Raw genomic sequence first — 17,520 nt, forward strand, 5'->3', positions numbered from 1 at the left:
ACGATAAAAAGCGGCTATTATGCCGCTTTTACTTACTATTGGCATTTCATCCTCATTTTCTATCACTTTTGTAAAAAATTATTAATTTTTATTTCTATGTACATGATAACAAACAAAATACCTAAGTTCAGAAAGAATAAACAACTTTCTGGCCTTAGGTATTTCTCCTTCTCAAAAAGGCAAACCTGCATCACAGGTTTGCCTCTTTACTCACTTCTTATTTAATCCTTTTTCACTTAAAAACTCTTTCATATGCATTCTTTTTTCTTTAGACATAAACGAACTCATTGATTCCGTCCATGTTACGTTTTTCTTGTTTGATGATCTTTCTTTATAATACGCGTTCATCGTTTCATCATATTCGTTTAGTAATTCATCATATTTTTGTTCATCATATCCATTTTCATGAAGAACTGCTGCTACTGGTAAACGTGGTTTAACTCCATGTTCTTCATCTGGTACACCGACTGTCATTCCGAATACAGGATATACTTTATCCGGTAAATGAAGCAGTTCACTCACTTCTCTCGGATTATTACGAATACCACCAATATAACAAATACCGTATCCTAACGATTCTGCTGCTAGTGCTAAGTTTTGCGCAAAAAGTGAAGCATCTACCGTCGCAACGATAAAGTCTTCTACTCCCTCATGCTTTATCTCTGTACTATGTTTTTCACATGCAATTTCAAGTCGTTTTAAATCTGCACAACAAACAAAAAATGCTGCACAGTCCTTCACATGGCGATTTCCGGATAGCTCTGCTAGTTTAGCCTTTAATTCCTGATCTGTTACATATATAACAGAATACGCCTGTACAAAATGTGATGAAGCTGCATGTTGCGCAGCATGCACCATCTTTTCTACTACATCTTTCGGAATTGATTCTTCTTTATATTTACGAACTGAAACATGTTGCTCCATCTTATGTATGATCTCATTCATGAAAATCACTCCTTTTTTCTCTTCATAATGAAAAATTAACATATCTTTTTCAATTTTCACAACTTATAAGCACAAAAAGAGCAATTCTTTTTGAATTGCCCTTTTTTAAAACGTTTATCGATACGGTAAATGAAATTATAATTATCTTTTTACGCCGTTTTCAAAACTTTAATACCTTTTACGATATTCCAAATGAAGTAGTAAATTCCTACAAGAATGAACACTGCATATGTGATAGCCATTCCAATTCCAGCACCGTCAGATTGATTGAAACCTAAACCGTACATGCCTGATACTGCTAGTCCTCCAAATAAGATTGCGTATGGGAAAACATGTGACCAAAATGCTTTTTTCGCGTGATACTTCACTTCATCTTCTGCAACAAAGTACACGATAATTGGTAGTAAAAATGGTGCAAAAAAGATACTAAAGTAACATAACGAAGATAAAATATTATTTCCTTTCATCCGATTCACCTCTAAATAGTTTTTGTTACCTTCATTATGTCAGGAAATCATTCTAGAAACTATCGCTTTACCTTTCACGAACGTGACATATTTGTAAGATTTTCCTCAAACTAAATCCCGCCTGAGTTTCAGACGGGATCACTTTCACTATATTCGATTCATAAACCAATACTGTGTAATTGCTAAATATTCTCGTACATTCGATGGAATGATGATTGGTTTCGGTGTTTTTGCCGGAAGACCTTCTAATTGTAAACCTTGTTTGGCCGCTATTTTTTTCGCTCTAAACATGTGAAAATCGTTTGTTACGATCATACCTTTTTTCATATCGGCTGGAATTAACGGTTTTGAGAATGTAATATTCTCATCTGTACTCGTAGATTTGTCCTCCATTATAATGCGGTCTTCTGCGATATTTTGTTTTATTAGTCCTTGTTTCATTGCTAATGCTTCTGAAATGTCTTCGCCTTTTCCTTGTCCTCCAGATACGATGGCGATTGTTTTCTCATGTGATTTTAAATATTCAGCTGCTTTATCAATACGATATTGCAATGAATAAGATGGTTTCGTCCCATTTACTTTCGATCCTAGTACAATTATGTAATCAGCATCGTATGTTGCATTCATATGCCCATGCTTATAAATGTGATATTGTAAAAACCCCGCATACACGGCGCAAATCATTATAACAACTAAAATGCCCTTCATTATTTTCTTCTTTCTCATATTCATATACTCCTATTTTCTTTTACTTCCTTCATGATAATATCCATTTATTTGTTTGTATACAGACAAATTCCAATAAACCCTAATTTATCCTCTGAAAGGTAATATTTATATTACTTTCGGGAATAGTAAGTACAACTTTACACGAAGGAGTGTCTCTATTGCTTCTCTTTTTATGTAACGTGTCGTTCTTTTTCATCTTATTTTTGCTATCGCTTAAGTTACTCGGTAAATCCGCGTTAGCGCAACTAACTCCTCATGATTTTGGGGCTATAATTTTTTTATCTTATTTAGCTTTCCAGGCCATACCCGTCTCTGGTGCTTTACAAGCATTTCTCGGTATGGTTGTTATCACATGTTTACATTTACTCCTTACAAAATTAAGCCTATTCAACAAACTAAATCGTTTTATTCTCGGACACCCTATCATTTTAATTAAACATGGTGATATTATTTTTGAGAACTTACAAAAAAGTAGATACCCCATTGCAGAACTGCTTTCTAATCTTCGCGTTGCAGGATATCCAAGTGTTCATGAAATTGAATACGCTATTTTAGAAGCGAACGGCGCTATTAGTATTTTACCAAAAAGAGAACTTGTACCATTAACTCCAAAAGATTTAAACATAGATGTTAAGTATGCTGGATTACCAATTGCACTTATCGTCGATTCACAAATTCAATATGATAACTTAAAGTTAATACATAAAGATGAAAAATGGTTATATAAAGAATTAAAAGAAAAAGGAATTACAAATATTAAAAACGTTGCCTTTGCTTCTGTTCAAGAAACGGATGGATCTTTTGCTATTAGTTTAAAGGAATAAGAAAATCCCCTTAATTGCTTAAGGGGATTTTTTATCATATCGCTTCTTTCTCTCCTGCCATATTTAATGGAACAGGATGTTTCATACGATTCATCGTAAATACGATAATCGCTGTCATTACTTCTGCAACTGGCATAACGAGCCAAATTCCATTTATACCAAATAGTTTCGGCATAATCCATAACAATGGAATAATAAATAGTAATCCTCGGCTCATTATAATAAGTACTGATTTCTTCGTTTGTCGCACTGATTGGAAGTACTCTCCATACACAATGTTATAACCTAAAAATACGTATTGGATAAAGAATAAACTAATACCTGTTAAGGTTAACTCCAATAATTCTGGAGATTGAACATCAAATAAACCAATGATATATTTCCCGAAGAATAATCCGACAATTATCGCAACGCCTCCAAGGACAACTGCAATTTTCACAGCAAACTTCAATCCTTCACGAAGTCTCTCTGATAAATTTGCCCCGTAATGGAAACTAGCAATTGGCTGTAATGCTGCTCCAACACCAAAGAATAATAGTAATGTCATTGCATGAATACTATTCACCATCGCATAGGAAGCTACTCCTACTTCTCCTGCATATTGGACAAATGCGATATTAAAACCAATCGTTACGATTGCAACCGTACTTTCTGCTGTAAAACTTGGGAAACCAATCACCATAATTTGTTTGACAGTATCCCATTCAAAATGAAATTTCGTCCACTTTAAAATACTACTTTTTCTAAAGAAATGGGTTAATAATACAAGGAAACCAATCGCTGCCGAAAGAATAGTCGCTGAGGCAGCACCTGTTACGCCCCATCCAAAGATAAAAATAAAGATATAGTCAAACACTATATTTAATACAGCCGTTACAACAAGACCAGCCATTGCTAAATTAGGATTTCCATCATTTCGTATAAATGTACTTAAAATATTTTCTAAAACGTATATCATTCCAAATGTTAATAATACGTGTAAATAGTCTAACGCATATGGTAGAATCACTTCGTTTGCACCAAATAAGTATGCTAAATCTTCTATTCTCCATAAGCAAATCGCTGCTAAAATCCCTACGATAACAACTGCTACCGTCATTGATTGAGTAAAAATAGACCTTGCTCTTTCTCGTTTATTTTCACCTAATGCAATGGAGTATAACGTTGCCCCGCCCATTCCGATCCATAATGAAATAGAGAAGAAAATCGAAAAGGCTGGAATAGCCACGTTCACTCCTGCTAAACCGTTCGCCCCAACTCCTCTACTAATCATAACCGCGTCAATTACAATATTCACTGACATTAATACCATTCCAAGAACTGCTGGTATTAAATAAGAAATAAATAAGCTTTTAATTGGTTTTTCTCTTAATTTTTCTGTTGCTTCCATACTCTAATATGCTCCTTTTTTTCAACTCTCTTTTCTTAGTTTAAACCTTCAAGTAACTTTAAGGTCAATAGAGAATTAAAAAATAGGTGACTTAATTATCGCGTTTGATGCTCATTTGTAATTATACAAGTCCTATAACTTATTGCTTTGTTTTTTCATTATAGGAATTTGAATTTCTGTTACTTGCTCCTCAGGATCTTCTGTTACAGACCAATCAATTAATGCAATCTCAATTGCATCTCCACTTATTTCGTATCCTTCTTGATCAATATATTTCATTAGCTTCTTATATGTTTCATCAGTTTCTTCATATGGCCCATGATGATATACACAGGCAAACATACCTTCTTTAATTTCATCTGAACTCTGTACTTCAAAAGGCATATAATCCAAAAGAATAAATACACTGCTATATGCTTGAAACTCATTTTGCATTAACCCTTTTTTCGCAACAGTTACACCAATATCTCCAGAAAATAAGCTATCATCCATTTGCCTCATATTTTTTTGCAACGAATGAATGTAGTACTCAAACATATCATCCGTCGTATTCGGGGCAACCGCAATAGCTGTTATTTTTCGCTGCGGGATCTCTTTTATTACCATTTGTTCAGCTTTTGCTTTTGTTGCTTCCTTAATTAAATGAATTCTATGCTCCATTTTCGCTAAAGCATACTCAATTTCTCTTTGTTTCTTCAGCATCATCTCTTGTTGTTTTTCCAGTAAATTGAGTGCGTATGCTGGATTTCTTTCATCAATATATTTTTTAATTTCCTTTAATGGAATGTTTAATTGGCGTAAAAACTTAATCGTATCTAATAGTGAAAATTGATCGATTGTATAATAACGATAATTCGTTTGAGGATCAACAATGGACGGATGAAAAATTCCTTTTTCATCATAATACCTTAATGTAGATTCTGCGATATTATGCATTTTTGCCATTTCTCCAATTGTAAAACGTTTATTTAATAACATCTTTTATTTCCTTCCATTTCTATTTATTTCATTATATGTTCATTTTGTCTTCAAAACAAAAAAGAATTCCCATACGAGAATTCTTTTTTTACTATTAAACCTCTATTATTATAGGAAGAATCATCGGCTTTCGTTTTGTATTTGTATATATATACTTCCCTAACGCTTCTCTTACCTCCCTTTTCAAAATACCCCAGCTATTCACATTCTCTTTCTTTAAATTATTAATTGTAATAACAGCTAATTTATTTAATTCTCTTAAAAATTCTTCTGAATCACGAACATAGACAAATCCACGAGAAATAATATCAGGACCTGAAATTATTTCTCCATCTACTTTATTAAAAGTAATAACTATAACGAGCATTCCATCTTCTGAAAGTTGTTTACGATCACGTAATAAGGCATTTCCAACATCTCCAATTCCTAATCCATCTACATATATATTTCCTGCCTGTATTCTTCTAGATTGAATTGCCACTTCATTACTTATATCTACAACATCTCCATTACGTACGATAAAGATATTTTCCTTTTCAATACCAATTGATTCTGCTAACAAACTATGGTGATGTAGCATTCTAAACTCTCCATGAATTGGGATAAAATATTTAGGTTTCATTAAAGTGAGCATTAATTTCAATTCTTCTTGATACGCATGACCAGATACATGGACTCCAGTAGAACTACCTGATCCATAAATTACTTTTGCTCCTAAAGCAAATAGATTATCTATAATTCTTGAAACGTTACGTTCATTTCCCGGAATCGGAGTCGCGGCTATAATAACCGTATCTTCTGGTAAAACATCAACTTGTCTATAGTTTCCACTCGCTAAACGCGCTAAAGCTGCCATCGGTTCTCCTTGACTTCCTGTACAAAGTATTACAACCTGCTTTGGATCTAAACGATTTACCTCATTTGCTTCAATTAACATACCTTCTGGAATATGTAAATAACCTTTCTCTAGAGCAACTTCTACTACATTTACCATACTTCTCCCGAGCAAAGCCAATTTTCGATTTGTTTTTATGCAAGCTTCAACTATTTGCTGAACACGATTCACATTAGAAGCAAATGTAGAAATAATTACTTTTCTATTTGCTTTCATAAATATTTCCTCTATCCGTTCTCCTACTGACCTTTCTGATGGAGTAAAACCTGGGCGTTCTGCATTTGTGCTTTCAGATAATAAAGCTAGTACACCTTCACTTCCTATTTTAGCCATTTTATGAATATCAGGATGTTGATTATTTACTGGTGTTAAATCAAATTTAAAATCACCTGTATGTACTACAGTACCTTCTGGTGTATGAAAAACAATACCGAGACAATCCGGAATACTGTGGTTCGTTTTAAAAAAGGTTGCCTTAATAGAACCACAATCAATTTCTGATTCTGAATGAATAACGATTAATTCCGTATCATTTTGAAGATTGTGTTCCTTTAATTTAATTTCAATTAAACCTAACGTTAACTTTGTTGCATAGATTGGTACATTTAGTTGTTTTAAAAAATATGGTATTCCGCCAATATGGTCCTCATGCCCGTGCGTTACTACTAAACCGCGAATTTTTTCTTTATTTTCTTGCAAATATGTGACGTCTGGAATTATTAAATCAATCCCTAATAAACTTTCATCTGGAAATTTAGATCCACAATCAATGACGACAATATCATTTTCATATTGGATAGCATACATATTTTTTCCTATTTCATTTACTCCACCTAAAGCAACAATAGACAAGTTATTTTTTAATGAATTCAAATGATAAAACCTCCTTTTCACATTTATAATTCGTGAAATAGCATTTAGGCTTTATTATTTGTAATGAAAAAGGACTTCATACTATTTCATACATATAAAAATTCACACACTATTCTTATATGTATACCTCTAATAACACCGTCTCTCTCTAAAAAAGCTCCCATTTTTTCATTGATTTTTTGCAAAATATATTATATATTAATTACAGGTTCAAATTACGAGTTCAAAAGAACTTGTAATCAGACCCTTTTGTTTAATGGGTTTTACATATTTTCATTAGGCAAATTCCGAGAAATCGTATGATAAAACTAAAAATGATGAGGAGAGGATCAGATGGAATTCGAATTTTTCTTTCAAATTGCACTTATTTTATTAAGTACAAAGCTTGCTGGTGATCTTAGTGTTAGATTAGGTCAACCTTCTGTACTAGGTAAATTAATTGTCGGTATCGTTATCGGTCCAGCTGTATTAGGTTGGATTGAAAATTCAGAGCTTCTAACTCAATTAAGTAATGTCGGGGTTATTCTTCTAATGTTTATGGCTGGACTTGAAACAGACTTAGAAGAATTAAACGCCAATCGTAATTCTTCTTTAGCAGTTGCACTCGGAGGTATTATTCTTCCATTCGTAGGTGGTTACGTTTCCGGCCTTGTTATGGGAATGGAACAAGGAAACGCTGTATTCTTAGGATTACTTCTATGTGCGACAAGTGTTAGTATTTCCGTACAAACACTTCGTGATTTAGGTAAAATGAAAACACGTGAAAGTACGACGATGCTTGGAGCCGCTGTATTTGATGATATTCTTGTTGTTATTTTATTAGCATTCGCAATGAGCTTCTTAGGCACTGATGATGTTAACTTAACAATGGTTATCTTGAAGAAAGTAGTATTCTTCGCTTCTATTATTTTAATTGGATGGAAAGGTGTTCCAGCAATTATGCGTTGGTTGTCACCACTGCGCGTATCTGAGTCTATCGTGAGCGCAGCTCTTATCATCTGTTTCTCATTCGCATATTTCGGCGAACTATTAGGAATTGCTGGTATTATCGGTGCTTTCGCTGCTGGTATTGCAATTTCTCAAACAAACTACAAACATGAAGTAGAAAAGAAAGTAGAACCAATTGCTTACGCTATGTTCGTTCCAGTATTCTTCGTTAGTATCGGTATGAATATTACATTTGACGGTATTGGCAATCAAATTTGGTTCATCTTAGCATTAACAGTAATCGCTGTATTAACGAAACTAATTGGTTGTGGTGTTGGTGCACGCATGACTGGATTTGATGCTAAGTCTTCTGCAATTATCGGTTCTGGTATGGTTTCTCGTGGTGAAGTTGCACTTATCATTGCAGGAACAGGACTTTCTTCAGGTCTATTGGCACAAGATTACTTTACAGCAATCGTTATTGTCGTTATTTTAACTACAATGATTACACCACCAATGTTAAAATACACGTTTGGTGCAAAAGATAAAGCAATGAAAGCAAGTAAATAAGTTTACTATAATAAAAGGAGATTGCTATTTTATAAGATAGCAATCTCCTTTTTCATTTTATCTTTAAACAATTCCATTCGTTTTTAACCATTTTTCAAAAATAGTTCGTGCTTCTTCATCATCCATATCATTACTAAATGAATACATCATAATGCCGTAATTATCTATATATTCACCTAGCTTCATTTCCTCCACTTTCTTATAAAAATCGTCTACCTCATAGTGCGGAAGATAAGCATCCCAAACTGGTTCATTTATTCTTTTGTACGCCGTCACTTCTGAATCATATCCGTCTTCATAATATCCGATGTGATAATGTTTGTTCGGATCATATTTATCCATTAAAAGTCCCCTCTACTAAACAAAAGCGAGCCTTATATTAAAGCTCGCTCCTCTCTCTATTTATTAAATACGTTCCATCGCCGTCTTCAACGTTCCAACAACAAAGGCAATTTCTTCACTTGAAATAATAAGCGGCGGTGCTAATGTTAAGACGTTATTATATCCTGCTGTCGTCATACCGTTTCGTCCTATAATAAGCCCTTTTTCTTTACAAGCATTTACGACACTTGCGATTTTGTCGTTATCAATTGGCTCTTTCGTCTCTTTATCATTTACTAATTCAATTCCAACTAATAGACCTTTTCCTCTAATATCCCCAACAAGCGGATGTTCCCCAATTTCATCTTTTAGTTGCTCTAATAAAAGGGAACCCATTTGTGCAGATCGCTCAATTAAATTTTCATTTTCCATAATCTCTAAATTTTTAAGTGCTAATGCACAAGCTGCTGGATTTCCACCAAATGTATTAATATGGCGGAAAAATTCATATTCTCCTTTACCTTTAAAAGCCTCATATATTTCTTTTTTCACAGCTGTTGCAGATAATGGTAAATATGCGCTCGTAATGCCTTTTGCCATTGTAATAATATCTGGCTTCACATCATAATTCATAAATCCGAATGCTTTTCCTGTACGACCGAAGCCGCAAATCACTTCATCACTTATAAGCAAGGCACCGTGTTTTTGACATGTCTCATGAACAGCTTTCATATAGTCTTGTGGTGGCATTAATATGCCCCCGCCTGTAATAATAGGTTCCATAATAAACGCAGCAATTGTTTCACTTAATTCCCACGTCATAACACGATCGACTTCTTTCACACATTCTACATCATAGATATGCTGCCCTTCAATTTCAGGCATACGGTAACAATCCGGTGGTGTTACGTGTAAAAAGCCTGAAGCAAACGGCTCATATTGATATCTACGCTGCGCTTGTCCCGTCGCTGCCATTGTCGCCATTGTATTCCCGTGATACCCACGATAACGTGACATAAATTTATAACGATGTGGTTCACCTTTTTGCGCATAGTATTGCCTTGCTATTTTAAAAGCTGTTTCGTTCGCTTCTGAACCACTATTTGAGAAGAAAATAACATACTCTCCCCCAAGCCACTCATTTAACTTTTCAGCAAGCTTTATAGCTGGTTCATGAGATTGTGACATTGGAAAGTATGATAATGTTTGTAATTGCTTATAAGCCGCTTCTGCGAGCTCCGTTCTTCCATATCCACTATTCACACACCAAAGACCACTCATACCATCTAAATATCTTTTTCCTTGTATATCTTCAACCCAGCACCCTTCAGCTTTTGCCCCTACCATTGTACTATTTGGACTAAAGGGACGCATTCCGTGCCAAACATATTGCTCATCTTTTGCTAATAATTCATCAGTTTGCTTCGTTTTCATCATTACTTCCACCTTCCATAACAACTTATTTTTCACAAAAGCTGCGCTGGTGCCATGATGACTTAAATTTCTCCCTGCTATTTTCATTCCACAAAATTAAGACAAATCCTACTTACAAATCAGTAATATTTACAAGAAAATGACAAAAGAAAAAAGAGCTTTTCTTATCTATCGAAAAGCTCCTCTTTTATTTAATGTGAAGACGCATCACTAATACCGTGACCAGTATTAGATTTCACAAGAATTTCATCAAATTTCGCTGCATCTTCTTTCTTACTAGATAAAACAGTTCCTAAATATGCTGCAAGAAATCCGAGCGGAATTGAAATAATTCCTGGTGTCGTATATGGGAATATCGCTTCCCCAACAAAAATAGCTTTTCCAGCTACAGGGTTCCAAACATTCGGACTCAACGCTACGAGAACAATTGCTGATACGAGTCCTACAATCATACCGGAAATAGCACCCGTTGTATTAAAACGCTGCCAATATATTGTAAATAAAATCACTGGTAGATTTGCACTCGCTGCAACTGCAAATGCTAATGATACTAAAAATGCTACGTTTAATGTTTGGGCAAATAATGCAAGTATGATAGATAATATCGCTACCCCAATAGATGCATAACGAGCCATAGATACTTGCTCTTTTTCCGTTGATTTCCCTTTGCGAATAATCTCATTATAAAAATCATGAGCGAATGCTGATGCTGCCGTTAATACGAGACCTGCCACTACAGCCAAAATTGTTGCAAAAGCAATTGCTGATACGAAAGCAAATAAGAAGTCTCCACCTAACGCTTTGGCTAATAAAGGTGCTGCCATATTACCCGCTGGGTTCGCTTTAATAATCGCTTCATTTCCTACAAACGCTGCCGCACCAAATCCTAAGAAAATCGTCATAATATAAAATGCACCAATTAACCATGTCGCATATACGACAGATTGACGTGCAGTTTTTGCATCACGTACTGTAAAAAAGCGGACAAGTATATGTGGTAATCCAGCTGTACCAAGTACTAGTCCTAAATTTAAAGAAAGTGTATCAAGGCCATCCTTATACTTTACACCTGGATTTAAAAATGAATCTTTTAATGGTGTAGCTGTTTTCATTTGGGCAAACATTTCATTCACGCTGAAGTTGAATTTTGCGAAAACGATAACAGAAATAATAAACGTACCGGCCATAAGTAATACAGCCTTTACAATTTGTACCCAGCTCGTTGCTGTCATACCACCAAAAATAACATACACCGTCATAAGTGTTCCAACGATTAATACAGATGTCGTATATTCAATCCCTAATAATAATTTAATAAGTGCACCCGCGCCAACTAATTGTGCAATCATATAAAAGATAGAAATCGTCATCGTATTAAGAGCTGCAACTCCGCGAACTTTTTTCGCGTCAAAGCGTGCTGCAATCATATCCGCCAAAGTGTACTTTCCTAAATTTCTAAGCGGTTCTGCAACAAGATATAGTACAACTAAATAAGCAACTAAAAAACCGATACTATAAAAGAATCCATCAAACCCAGTTAATGCGATTGCTCCAGCTATACCGAGAAATGAAGCAGCAGACATGTAATCTCCAGCAATGGCCAGACCATTTTGCCAACCAGTTAATCCCCCTCCAGCCGTATAAAATTCACTCGCATTTTTCGTTTTTTTCGATGCAAAATAGGTTATGACGAGCGTACCAAGAACAATAATTAAAAATAGTGCAAATGCAGTAGTATTCAAGTTCAGCCCCTCCCTTTTTGCATATCTTGCAAAATTTTTCGGGAGATTTCATCAAATGATTCTGCTTTTTTGCTATAAATCATACATAGTGCCCATGTCATAATAAATTGGGAAAAAGCAAATACCCACGCCCATGTAACGTCTCCAAATGCAGGTGTATTAAGCACCTTTGAATACGATGTTAGAATAGGTAATGCGATAAAAAAACTAAAAAAGAAAATACTCATTGGAATGATAAACTTCTTTTTCGTATTTAATAACAATTGAAATTCTTCCGACTGAACGACCTCTGTATAATTCACCTCATTTTGCAACTTACGTGCTGACGTATCGTCTCGTTTCATTAACCGATCCCCTCTCTTACTTAAAATACACTTCCCCCTTGCATACCTAAAGACTAAATTTTATAAATATTCAGAAACTTATATTCATTTTAGACAATCCATGCATTCATGCAAAGATTTTTTGATAGACATTTTTCGGCAATTTCCCCTAAATTTTTAATATACTTTTTCAAAATAAAGTGACACCTTACTTATTTATCCTCATTAAGACAAAAGCAGTGCTTAACGCACTACTTTTGTCTTTTTTTCCTTTTCTAAATTACGAGCCGTTTCGCTTAACTCAACATCTTTTCCGTCTTTAAGTGTTCCAAATATAAAATCGAATACTGGATTTGAAACACCAAACCAAAACTTTTCGTTTTTATAATGGTGTAATATATGTTGTTTTTTTAGCCATCTTCCAAACTTAGTGACGGGACGAATCGGTCTATGAGCAATATAATGTTTCCATTCATAAACGAGCAGCATGATAATCATTCCGATTCCAAATGAAAGTGCAATAGTAACACTTTTTGTAATACCATATGCTATAAGTAAATATATAGTAAAACTAGGTATACTAAACCATACAGGTAAAAACAAAAGTTTTAAATCATCTGGATATACGTGGTGATCATAATGCAATCTTCTTAACATTTTTAATAGAAATTTGTTTTTAGGTGGCTTTATATGGAATAAAAAACGATGTGTCATATATTCATTAAGCGTATAGAAAACAATCCCAAACATACATGCTAACATGCCAAACCAAGTAAAAAATTGCATTTTTAAAATAATAATGAAAATAAATAGAATGCTATACATAATAACAATATCATGTTGTAAAAAGAACTCTTTCCCCACTTTCTTCATCTTATTTCCCCCTTTTCCAAAAAAACAGCCGCAACATATCGTTACGACTATTTCTTTTCTATTCTTATTCTATTCACTTTACAAATTTGCCTGCTGTTCTATTGCCGAGAAAAAATTGTTTGATCCAAATATATTTTGCTTCGGAATAATATGTTCCACTGCAAACACTGTTACTTCTCCTCTTTGCACTTCTCCAATAATGAGCCCAAATATTTCATGATTTACTGCAAACGTCGGTTGCTTTGTTTGTAACAATCTTGCAGCATTATGAAATACCGCTTCATATAGTGGATTTCTATCAGTAATTTCTTTTCGGATTTTTGGCGCTAACGTAATTATAATTTCTTTTCCGTCAATAGTGGTTCGATACATAAAAATCTCCCCTTCAATCTTATGTGAACAACTGTAAAGCTTTGTATGCAAAATGTATAGAGTAACCTACTAAAATAATACCTGCTCCGGCTGTTATGTAGCCAAGCGCTTTTGGTTTTAATAAAGTTCTTCCAAAATGTACAGAAAAAGCAATATTTAAATTCCATAAAATAATACCAACAATAATGCAAAGACTGTACAAAAAAGCTTCTTGTTTCGTTACCTTCGTAAGTAATGAGCTAAGTGTACTTCCGTATATACCAAACCAAAAAACAAGATTTAATGGATTGGATATCGCAATTAAAAATCCTGCCATAAACGATTGCTTAAGGCCACCTACCTCTTCTTTTTTATATTCCATATTCGATTCGAAAATTCCTTGTTTTACACTTTGAAATCCTAAATAAAATAACAAGAAAAAACCCGTGCAATACATGAAGGCTTGTACATATGTATACATAAACACAGAAGATAAACCGAAATAAATGAGAAGCATAAATAAAACATCTGCAGTCATTCCACCAATTCCAACAACCCAAGCGTGCCAAAAACCACGTTCAATTCCTCGTTTTAACATTTCAATATTAATCGGCCCTACTGGCGCAGCTAATGATATACCTAATACGATTTGCTGTATAATTGCTCCAATCATCGCTCTATCCTTTCTACTCTCTTTACTACTAGTTAATGATGTAATTTAAAAAAATAGACTAGCTTTCATAATAAAATACCCTTTTTTATCCAAAATATACAAAAGAGCCATCTAGATGATGGCTCTTACTTTTCTATCCTATGAAGAAAAGGACATTTCCCTTTTATTGGCTCTACATCGTCTCCTATGAAATATTGTTTCCATTCACGATGCTCTGGGTCACCATAATGACTAATGTTAGGATGTTTCGGCAATTGATCCCACTTTTCAACTCGCTCACGGACCATTTGTCTTGAATATGCTCCTTTAGGACGATCTCCCTCTAATCCATCAAAAATAGTGCGTGGCTGAAACCCAATAACGAGAGAATTCCCTAAATGTCTAGTTTTTCGTTGTTTATAAGCTGGCGCATTTCCAAATGCGAATATTGGCTCACCACCAAATGAAAATTCCCATAAATAATGGTCTGGGTCTTCAGGAATTTGCTTTGGCCATGCTTGATTATCGTTTTCATGTAAATACTGTAACACTTTCCAAAAAGAATCACGGTAATATTCGAGTGATCGTTCTTCACATTCCGGTTCTACAAAAAGGAAAAAGCCCCTTCTTACAATCGGTCTCTCTTTCATTAAGTCTAAAAAAGATAACATTGTATGCGGCAAATGACTCCAATCATTATGAGAAAGAAATGAATAACGAAGTTCATTCTTTTTCAAAGCTGTTAAACCGAAATAACATGGAAAAGTTGGTTCTAACACAACATTTGAAAAAATCTCAAATTCTTTTGCAACCCAATCCGGTATGTCGGTTCTCGTTCTCATTCCTTCATTATCTAATAAGTAAGACTTATTCATTCTTTCACCTCATTATGTATAGCATTCAATTAAGAATATTACGTACAAGGCCTGTCCTATACCTATTTAAAAATTTGACTGGAAAATTATTTAAAAATACAAAAAAATAAAATCGCTTACTTGACTAAATTCTCCCAATTCGTGTATATTTAAATTAATCATTTAGCAGAATATTCAAGAATATAGCATTTTTAGTTTATATTATTTTTTTAATGAATTTCACTAAATGAAAATAGTAAACGCTTTTAGGAGGAATTGTAACATGCAAGGAAAAGTAAAATGGTTTAACAACGAAAAAGGTTTTGGATTTATCGAAATGGAAGGCGCTGACGATGTATTCGTACATTTCTCTGCTATTCAAGGAGACGGCTACAAAGCTTTAGAAGAAGGTCAAGAAGTATCTTTCGACATTACTGAAGGTAACCGCGGACCTCAAGCTGCTAACGTAGTAAAACTTTAATCCAACATATAACAGGAGGTTGCCTTACTTGGTAACCTCCTTTGTTATTCCTTTGTATATTTCCGTTTTACAGAGCAAAAACTATGTGAAATGCGCACTATACAAAGGAGGAATTATTAATGGGATCAGAAGTAAATGATTTTGAAGAAGTGAAATTCCGTGTAGAAACAGCACAAAAAATGGTAGGATCAGCAACAATTTCAATGGATCCAGATACATTAGAGCATGCTACTACTGCTGTAGAAGCAGCTCGCTCTCAGCTTGAAATTATGAAATCAGTTGCAACTGATTTAGATGAGCCATTTTTAATGAATGAGGAAAAGAAATTAAATAAATGTGAGCATCAACTAAACGAAGCAAGACACTAAAAAACATCCAGAGAATTTTCTCTGGATGTTTTTTCATGACAACTGTTCTCCATACTTTTTCAATGTTTCTCCAACTGTACATTGCCGTATACAAAATGAATGGGCATAATATTTACTATTTGTCTTTCGATTATGTTCTCGCAAGAAACATCCTTCACAATACGTTTCTAATAAGTCATTTACCTCTGTAATGAGTTGCTTTTTATCCACCTTTGCACCTCTCTATTCAGTTATTTCTTTATGACTATCAATAACTGTTCCTTCCAATGCTTGCGTAGCTAATTGATGTGCTTCTTTATTTTGTTTTCTAGATATTGGTTCACATATAAGTTTTAATTTCATTTGCTTCGCCTTTTGTTCAATTTGATCTAAATAATGGTTTAAATGCTCATCATAACAAGGCCATTCTCCGGCTAATTGCTGCAGTACAACTTGAGAATCACCGTGAAGTGTGACTGCTTCATACTTAACCCCTAATTCCTCGAGTATATTCATACCGTATAGTAACGATGCATATTCCGCTTCATTATTATCATATATACCTTCTATATATGCATTGCGGCGAATCCGGTAGTTTGTATTTCCTTTTTTATAATACACACATATACCAACGCCAGCTTCTTTCGTTTGCACATCATATCCCCCATCAAAATAAACGAGTATTTCTTGGGGATCTTCCTCTACTTGCTTACTTAACTTTTTCATCTCTTTTAATGACCATTCTGCGTCCATTTCATCATAAAATGAAATTTCTTTTACTCTTCCTGTTTTCTCAAAATCCTCTGCAAATTGAAGTACTTCTTCTATGTTCATATACTCTGTCGTTAATTCCGTCTGCAATCCGCGCTTCGTTTTATACAACCAATGAATTTTATATTTCATACTACATTCCCCTTATGTAAGACTTCTTATTTATCCGGCTAATTGAAGCCTCACTTTATTTTATTATATTTTATCAAGAGTCACAGTATTATATTCAATATAATCACATACAAAAAGAGCCATCCTATATAAGGAATAGCTCTTTCATCTATTACATAAATCTTTCAAATTGTACTCGCTTATTAATCCAGTACATTACAGGCATACCGATCGCCATTACTACGAATTCACCTGCTGCACATGTTAACCAAGTCCACATAAATGGTAGGTCAAATGCAAGATGAAGTTCAATTGCAATCATAAACATTGTAATCGTAAAGATAACTGTATTAAAAATCATACGAGCCCAAACACCTTTAATAAATCGCATAGAAATAATCGTTGCAACTAATGCAAGAATAGATTGCCCTACTCCAAATACTAAATCATAAGCGATCATAGGTGAGAAAAAGAGATTCGTTAAAAATACACCTAATACAATTCCGTAAATTGCTTTCTTGTTAAATACAACGAGATGATTAAACATCTCTGAAATACGAAACTGTACATTCGTAAAGCCAAATGGCTGAATAAGCATAGAAACAGCAATATATAATGCCGCTAAAATACCATTACCGACTAATGTTCTAATATTCATGACA

Annotated in this window: 21 protein-coding genes; 4 read left to right on the forward strand and 17 right to left on the reverse strand. The window is 34.2% G+C overall.

Annotated features, from left to right (window positions below; genetic code table 11):
• Window positions 1–210: 210 nt before the first annotated feature.
• The 3 genes from nfsA to ACTFR8_RS06085 all read right to left on the reverse strand — a co-directional run bounded on the left by nfsA (window position 211) and on the right by ACTFR8_RS06085 (window position 2,138).
• Window positions 211–945, reverse strand: coding sequence for an oxygen-insensitive NADPH nitroreductase (gene nfsA / locus ACTFR8_RS06075; protein ID WP_001002392.1), 735 nt, complete (start codon window positions 943–945; stop codon window positions 211–213).
• A 149-nt stretch (window positions 946–1,094) separates the two neighbouring features.
• A complete protein-coding gene (locus ACTFR8_RS06080; protein ID WP_000678055.1) occupies window positions 1,095–1,412 on the reverse strand; it encodes a DUF4870 domain-containing protein in 318 nt (105 codons plus the stop codon).
• 147 nt (window positions 1,413–1,559) lie between these two features.
• The gene (locus tag ACTFR8_RS06085; RefSeq protein ID WP_001227676.1) at window positions 1,560–2,138 is read right to left on the reverse strand and encodes a YdcF family protein; all 579 of its coding nucleotides are present in this window, start codon (window positions 2,136–2,138) and stop codon (window positions 1,560–1,562) included.
• Between the two features lie 161 nt (window positions 2,139–2,299).
• Here ACTFR8_RS06085 and ACTFR8_RS06090 point away from each other — a divergent pair, with 161 nt between their 5' ends.
• Complete coding sequence (locus ACTFR8_RS06090) at window positions 2,300–2,965, forward strand: DUF421 domain-containing protein (RefSeq protein ID WP_000923922.1); 666 nt, start codon at window positions 2,300–2,302, stop codon at window positions 2,963–2,965.
• Between the two features lie 34 nt (window positions 2,966–2,999).
• Here ACTFR8_RS06090 and ACTFR8_RS06095 read toward each other — a convergent pair whose 3' ends face one another.
• From ACTFR8_RS06095 to ACTFR8_RS06105, 3 genes are all read right to left on the reverse strand, one after another.
• On the reverse strand, window positions 3,000–4,355 hold the full coding sequence (locus tag ACTFR8_RS06095; RefSeq protein WP_000388390.1) for an MATE family efflux transporter: 1,356 nt from the start codon (window positions 4,353–4,355) through the stop codon (window positions 3,000–3,002).
• Between the two features lie 132 nt (window positions 4,356–4,487).
• The gene (locus ACTFR8_RS06100) at window positions 4,488–5,333 is read right to left on the reverse strand and encodes a MerR family transcriptional regulator (protein WP_000925910.1); all 846 of its coding nucleotides are present in this window, start codon (window positions 5,331–5,333) and stop codon (window positions 4,488–4,490) included.
• Window positions 5,334–5,427: 94 nt separating this feature from the next.
• Window positions 5,428–7,101: a ribonuclease J gene (locus tag ACTFR8_RS06105; protein WP_252209917.1), complete on the reverse strand. Its 1,674-nt coding sequence runs from the start codon at window positions 7,099–7,101 to the stop codon at window positions 5,428–5,430.
• Window positions 7,102–7,434: 333 nt separating this feature from the next.
• Between ACTFR8_RS06105 and ACTFR8_RS06110 the strand changes: the two genes are divergently transcribed.
• Window positions 7,435–8,598: a cation:proton antiporter gene (locus ACTFR8_RS06110; protein WP_000393905.1), complete on the forward strand. Its 1,164-nt coding sequence runs from the start codon at window positions 7,435–7,437 to the stop codon at window positions 8,596–8,598.
• A 63-nt stretch (window positions 8,599–8,661) separates the two neighbouring features.
• Here ACTFR8_RS06110 and ACTFR8_RS06115 read toward each other — a convergent pair whose 3' ends face one another.
• From ACTFR8_RS06115 to ACTFR8_RS06150, 8 genes are all read right to left on the reverse strand, one after another.
• The gene (locus ACTFR8_RS06115) at window positions 8,662–8,940 is read right to left on the reverse strand and encodes a DUF3986 family protein (protein WP_252209915.1); all 279 of its coding nucleotides are present in this window, start codon (window positions 8,938–8,940) and stop codon (window positions 8,662–8,664) included.
• Between the two features lie 63 nt (window positions 8,941–9,003).
• On the reverse strand, window positions 9,004–10,353 hold the full coding sequence (locus ACTFR8_RS06120; protein ID WP_000850983.1) for an aspartate aminotransferase family protein: 1,350 nt from the start codon (window positions 10,351–10,353) through the stop codon (window positions 9,004–9,006).
• Window positions 10,354–10,544: 191 nt separating this feature from the next.
• Window positions 10,545–12,095 (reverse strand): solute symporter family protein, encoded by a 1,551-nt coding sequence (locus ACTFR8_RS06125; protein WP_252209913.1) that lies wholly within the window; start codon window positions 12,093–12,095, stop codon window positions 10,545–10,547.
• 2 nt (window positions 12,096–12,097) lie between these two features.
• Entirely contained in the window at window positions 12,098–12,439 is a 342-nt protein-coding gene (locus ACTFR8_RS06130) for a DUF485 domain-containing protein (protein ID WP_000817366.1), read from the reverse strand.
• 222 nt (window positions 12,440–12,661) lie between these two features.
• Window positions 12,662–13,291, reverse strand: coding sequence for a sterol desaturase family protein (locus ACTFR8_RS06135; RefSeq protein ID WP_000755394.1), 630 nt, complete (start codon window positions 13,289–13,291; stop codon window positions 12,662–12,664).
• Between the two features lie 78 nt (window positions 13,292–13,369).
• Window positions 13,370–13,663, reverse strand: coding sequence for a hypothetical protein (locus tag ACTFR8_RS06140; protein WP_000286362.1), 294 nt, complete (start codon window positions 13,661–13,663; stop codon window positions 13,370–13,372).
• Window positions 13,664–13,682: 19 nt separating this feature from the next.
• Window positions 13,683–14,315, reverse strand: a complete 633-nt coding sequence (locus ACTFR8_RS06145; protein ID WP_000578569.1) for a LysE family transporter — start codon at window positions 14,313–14,315, stop codon at window positions 13,683–13,685.
• 125 nt (window positions 14,316–14,440) lie between these two features.
• A complete protein-coding gene (locus ACTFR8_RS06150; RefSeq protein WP_001043762.1) occupies window positions 14,441–15,169 on the reverse strand; it encodes a YqcI/YcgG family protein in 729 nt (242 codons plus the stop codon).
• A 262-nt stretch (window positions 15,170–15,431) separates the two neighbouring features.
• Here ACTFR8_RS06150 and cspB point away from each other — a divergent pair, with 262 nt between their 5' ends.
• Both cspB and ACTFR8_RS06160 read left to right on the forward strand, forming a co-directional pair.
• Window positions 15,432–15,629 (forward strand): cold shock-like protein CspB, encoded by a 198-nt coding sequence (gene cspB, locus ACTFR8_RS06155; RefSeq protein ID WP_001161731.1) that lies wholly within the window; start codon window positions 15,432–15,434, stop codon window positions 15,627–15,629.
• 119 nt (window positions 15,630–15,748) lie between these two features.
• The gene (locus tag ACTFR8_RS06160; protein ID WP_000534392.1) at window positions 15,749–15,997 is read left to right on the forward strand and encodes a DUF2564 family protein; all 249 of its coding nucleotides are present in this window, start codon (window positions 15,749–15,751) and stop codon (window positions 15,995–15,997) included.
• A 33-nt stretch (window positions 15,998–16,030) separates the two neighbouring features.
• Here ACTFR8_RS06160 and ACTFR8_RS06165 read toward each other — a convergent pair whose 3' ends face one another.
• The 3 genes from ACTFR8_RS06165 to ACTFR8_RS06175 form a co-directional block, all read right to left on the reverse strand.
• A complete protein-coding gene (locus ACTFR8_RS06165) occupies window positions 16,031–16,207 on the reverse strand; it encodes a zinc-finger domain-containing protein (RefSeq protein WP_000358801.1) in 177 nt (58 codons plus the stop codon).
• 12 nt (window positions 16,208–16,219) lie between these two features.
• Window positions 16,220–16,879 carry a ribonuclease H family protein gene (locus ACTFR8_RS06170; protein ID WP_000875555.1) on the reverse strand — a complete coding sequence of 220 codons (660 nt, stop codon included), beginning with the start codon at window positions 16,877–16,879 and terminating at the stop codon, window positions 16,220–16,222.
• Window positions 16,880–17,030: 151 nt separating this feature from the next.
• Window positions 17,031–17,516, reverse strand: a complete 486-nt coding sequence (locus ACTFR8_RS06175; protein ID WP_001026471.1) for a QueT transporter family protein — start codon at window positions 17,514–17,516, stop codon at window positions 17,031–17,033.
• Window positions 17,517–17,520 lie beyond the last annotated feature (4 nt).

It is taken from the genome of Bacillus cereus group sp. MYBK15-3 (assembly GCF_051916765.1).
Lineage (GTDB): Bacteria > Bacillota > Bacilli > Bacillales > Bacillaceae_G > Bacillus_A > Bacillus_A cereus.

Excerpts from the sequence above, each read along its gene's own strand:
- nfsA (WP_001002392.1), bottom strand. The coding sequence starts at position 945 with ATGAATGAGATCATACATAAGATGGAGCAACATGTTTCAGTTCGTAAA.
- ACTFR8_RS06080 (WP_000678055.1), bottom strand. The coding sequence starts at position 1,412 with ATGAAAGGAAATAATATTTTATCTTCGTTATGTTACTTTAGTATCTTT.
- ACTFR8_RS06085 (WP_001227676.1), bottom strand. The coding sequence starts at position 2,138 with ATGAGAAAGAAGAAAATAATGAAGGGCATTTTAGTTGTTATAATGATT.
- ACTFR8_RS06095 (WP_000388390.1), bottom strand. The coding sequence starts at position 4,355 with ATGGAAGCAACAGAAAAATTAAGAGAAAAACCAATTAAAAGCTTATTT.
- ACTFR8_RS06100 (WP_000925910.1), bottom strand. The coding sequence starts at position 5,333 with ATGTTATTAAATAAACGTTTTACAATTGGAGAAATGGCAAAAATGCAT.
- ACTFR8_RS06110 (WP_000393905.1), top strand. The coding sequence starts at position 7,435 with ATGGAATTCGAATTTTTCTTTCAAATTGCACTTATTTTATTAAGTACA.
- ACTFR8_RS06115 (WP_252209915.1), bottom strand. The coding sequence starts at position 8,940 with ATGGATAAATATGATCCGAACAAACATTATCACATCGGATATTATGAA.
- ACTFR8_RS06120 (WP_000850983.1), bottom strand. The coding sequence starts at position 10,353 with ATGAAAACGAAGCAAACTGATGAATTATTAGCAAAAGATGAGCAATAT.
- ACTFR8_RS06130 (WP_000817366.1), bottom strand. The coding sequence starts at position 12,439 with ATGAAACGAGACGATACGTCAGCACGTAAGTTGCAAAATGAGGTGAAT.
- ACTFR8_RS06135 (WP_000755394.1), bottom strand. The coding sequence starts at position 13,291 with ATGAAGAAAGTGGGGAAAGAGTTCTTTTTACAACATGATATTGTTATT.
- ACTFR8_RS06140 (WP_000286362.1), bottom strand. The coding sequence starts at position 13,663 with ATGTATCGAACCACTATTGACGGAAAAGAAATTATAATTACGTTAGCG.
- ACTFR8_RS06145 (WP_000578569.1), bottom strand. The coding sequence starts at position 14,315 with ATGATTGGAGCAATTATACAGCAAATCGTATTAGGTATATCATTAGCT.
- ACTFR8_RS06150 (WP_001043762.1), bottom strand. The coding sequence starts at position 15,169 with ATGAATAAGTCTTACTTATTAGATAATGAAGGAATGAGAACGAGAACC.
- cspB (WP_001161731.1), top strand. The coding sequence starts at position 15,432 with ATGCAAGGAAAAGTAAAATGGTTTAACAACGAAAAAGGTTTTGGATTT.
- ACTFR8_RS06160 (WP_000534392.1), top strand. The coding sequence starts at position 15,749 with ATGGGATCAGAAGTAAATGATTTTGAAGAAGTGAAATTCCGTGTAGAA.
- ACTFR8_RS06170 (WP_000875555.1), bottom strand. The coding sequence starts at position 16,879 with ATGAAATATAAAATTCATTGGTTGTATAAAACGAAGCGCGGATTGCAG.
- ACTFR8_RS06175 (WP_001026471.1), bottom strand. The coding sequence starts at position 17,516 with ATGAATATTAGAACATTAGTCGGTAATGGTATTTTAGCGGCATTATAT.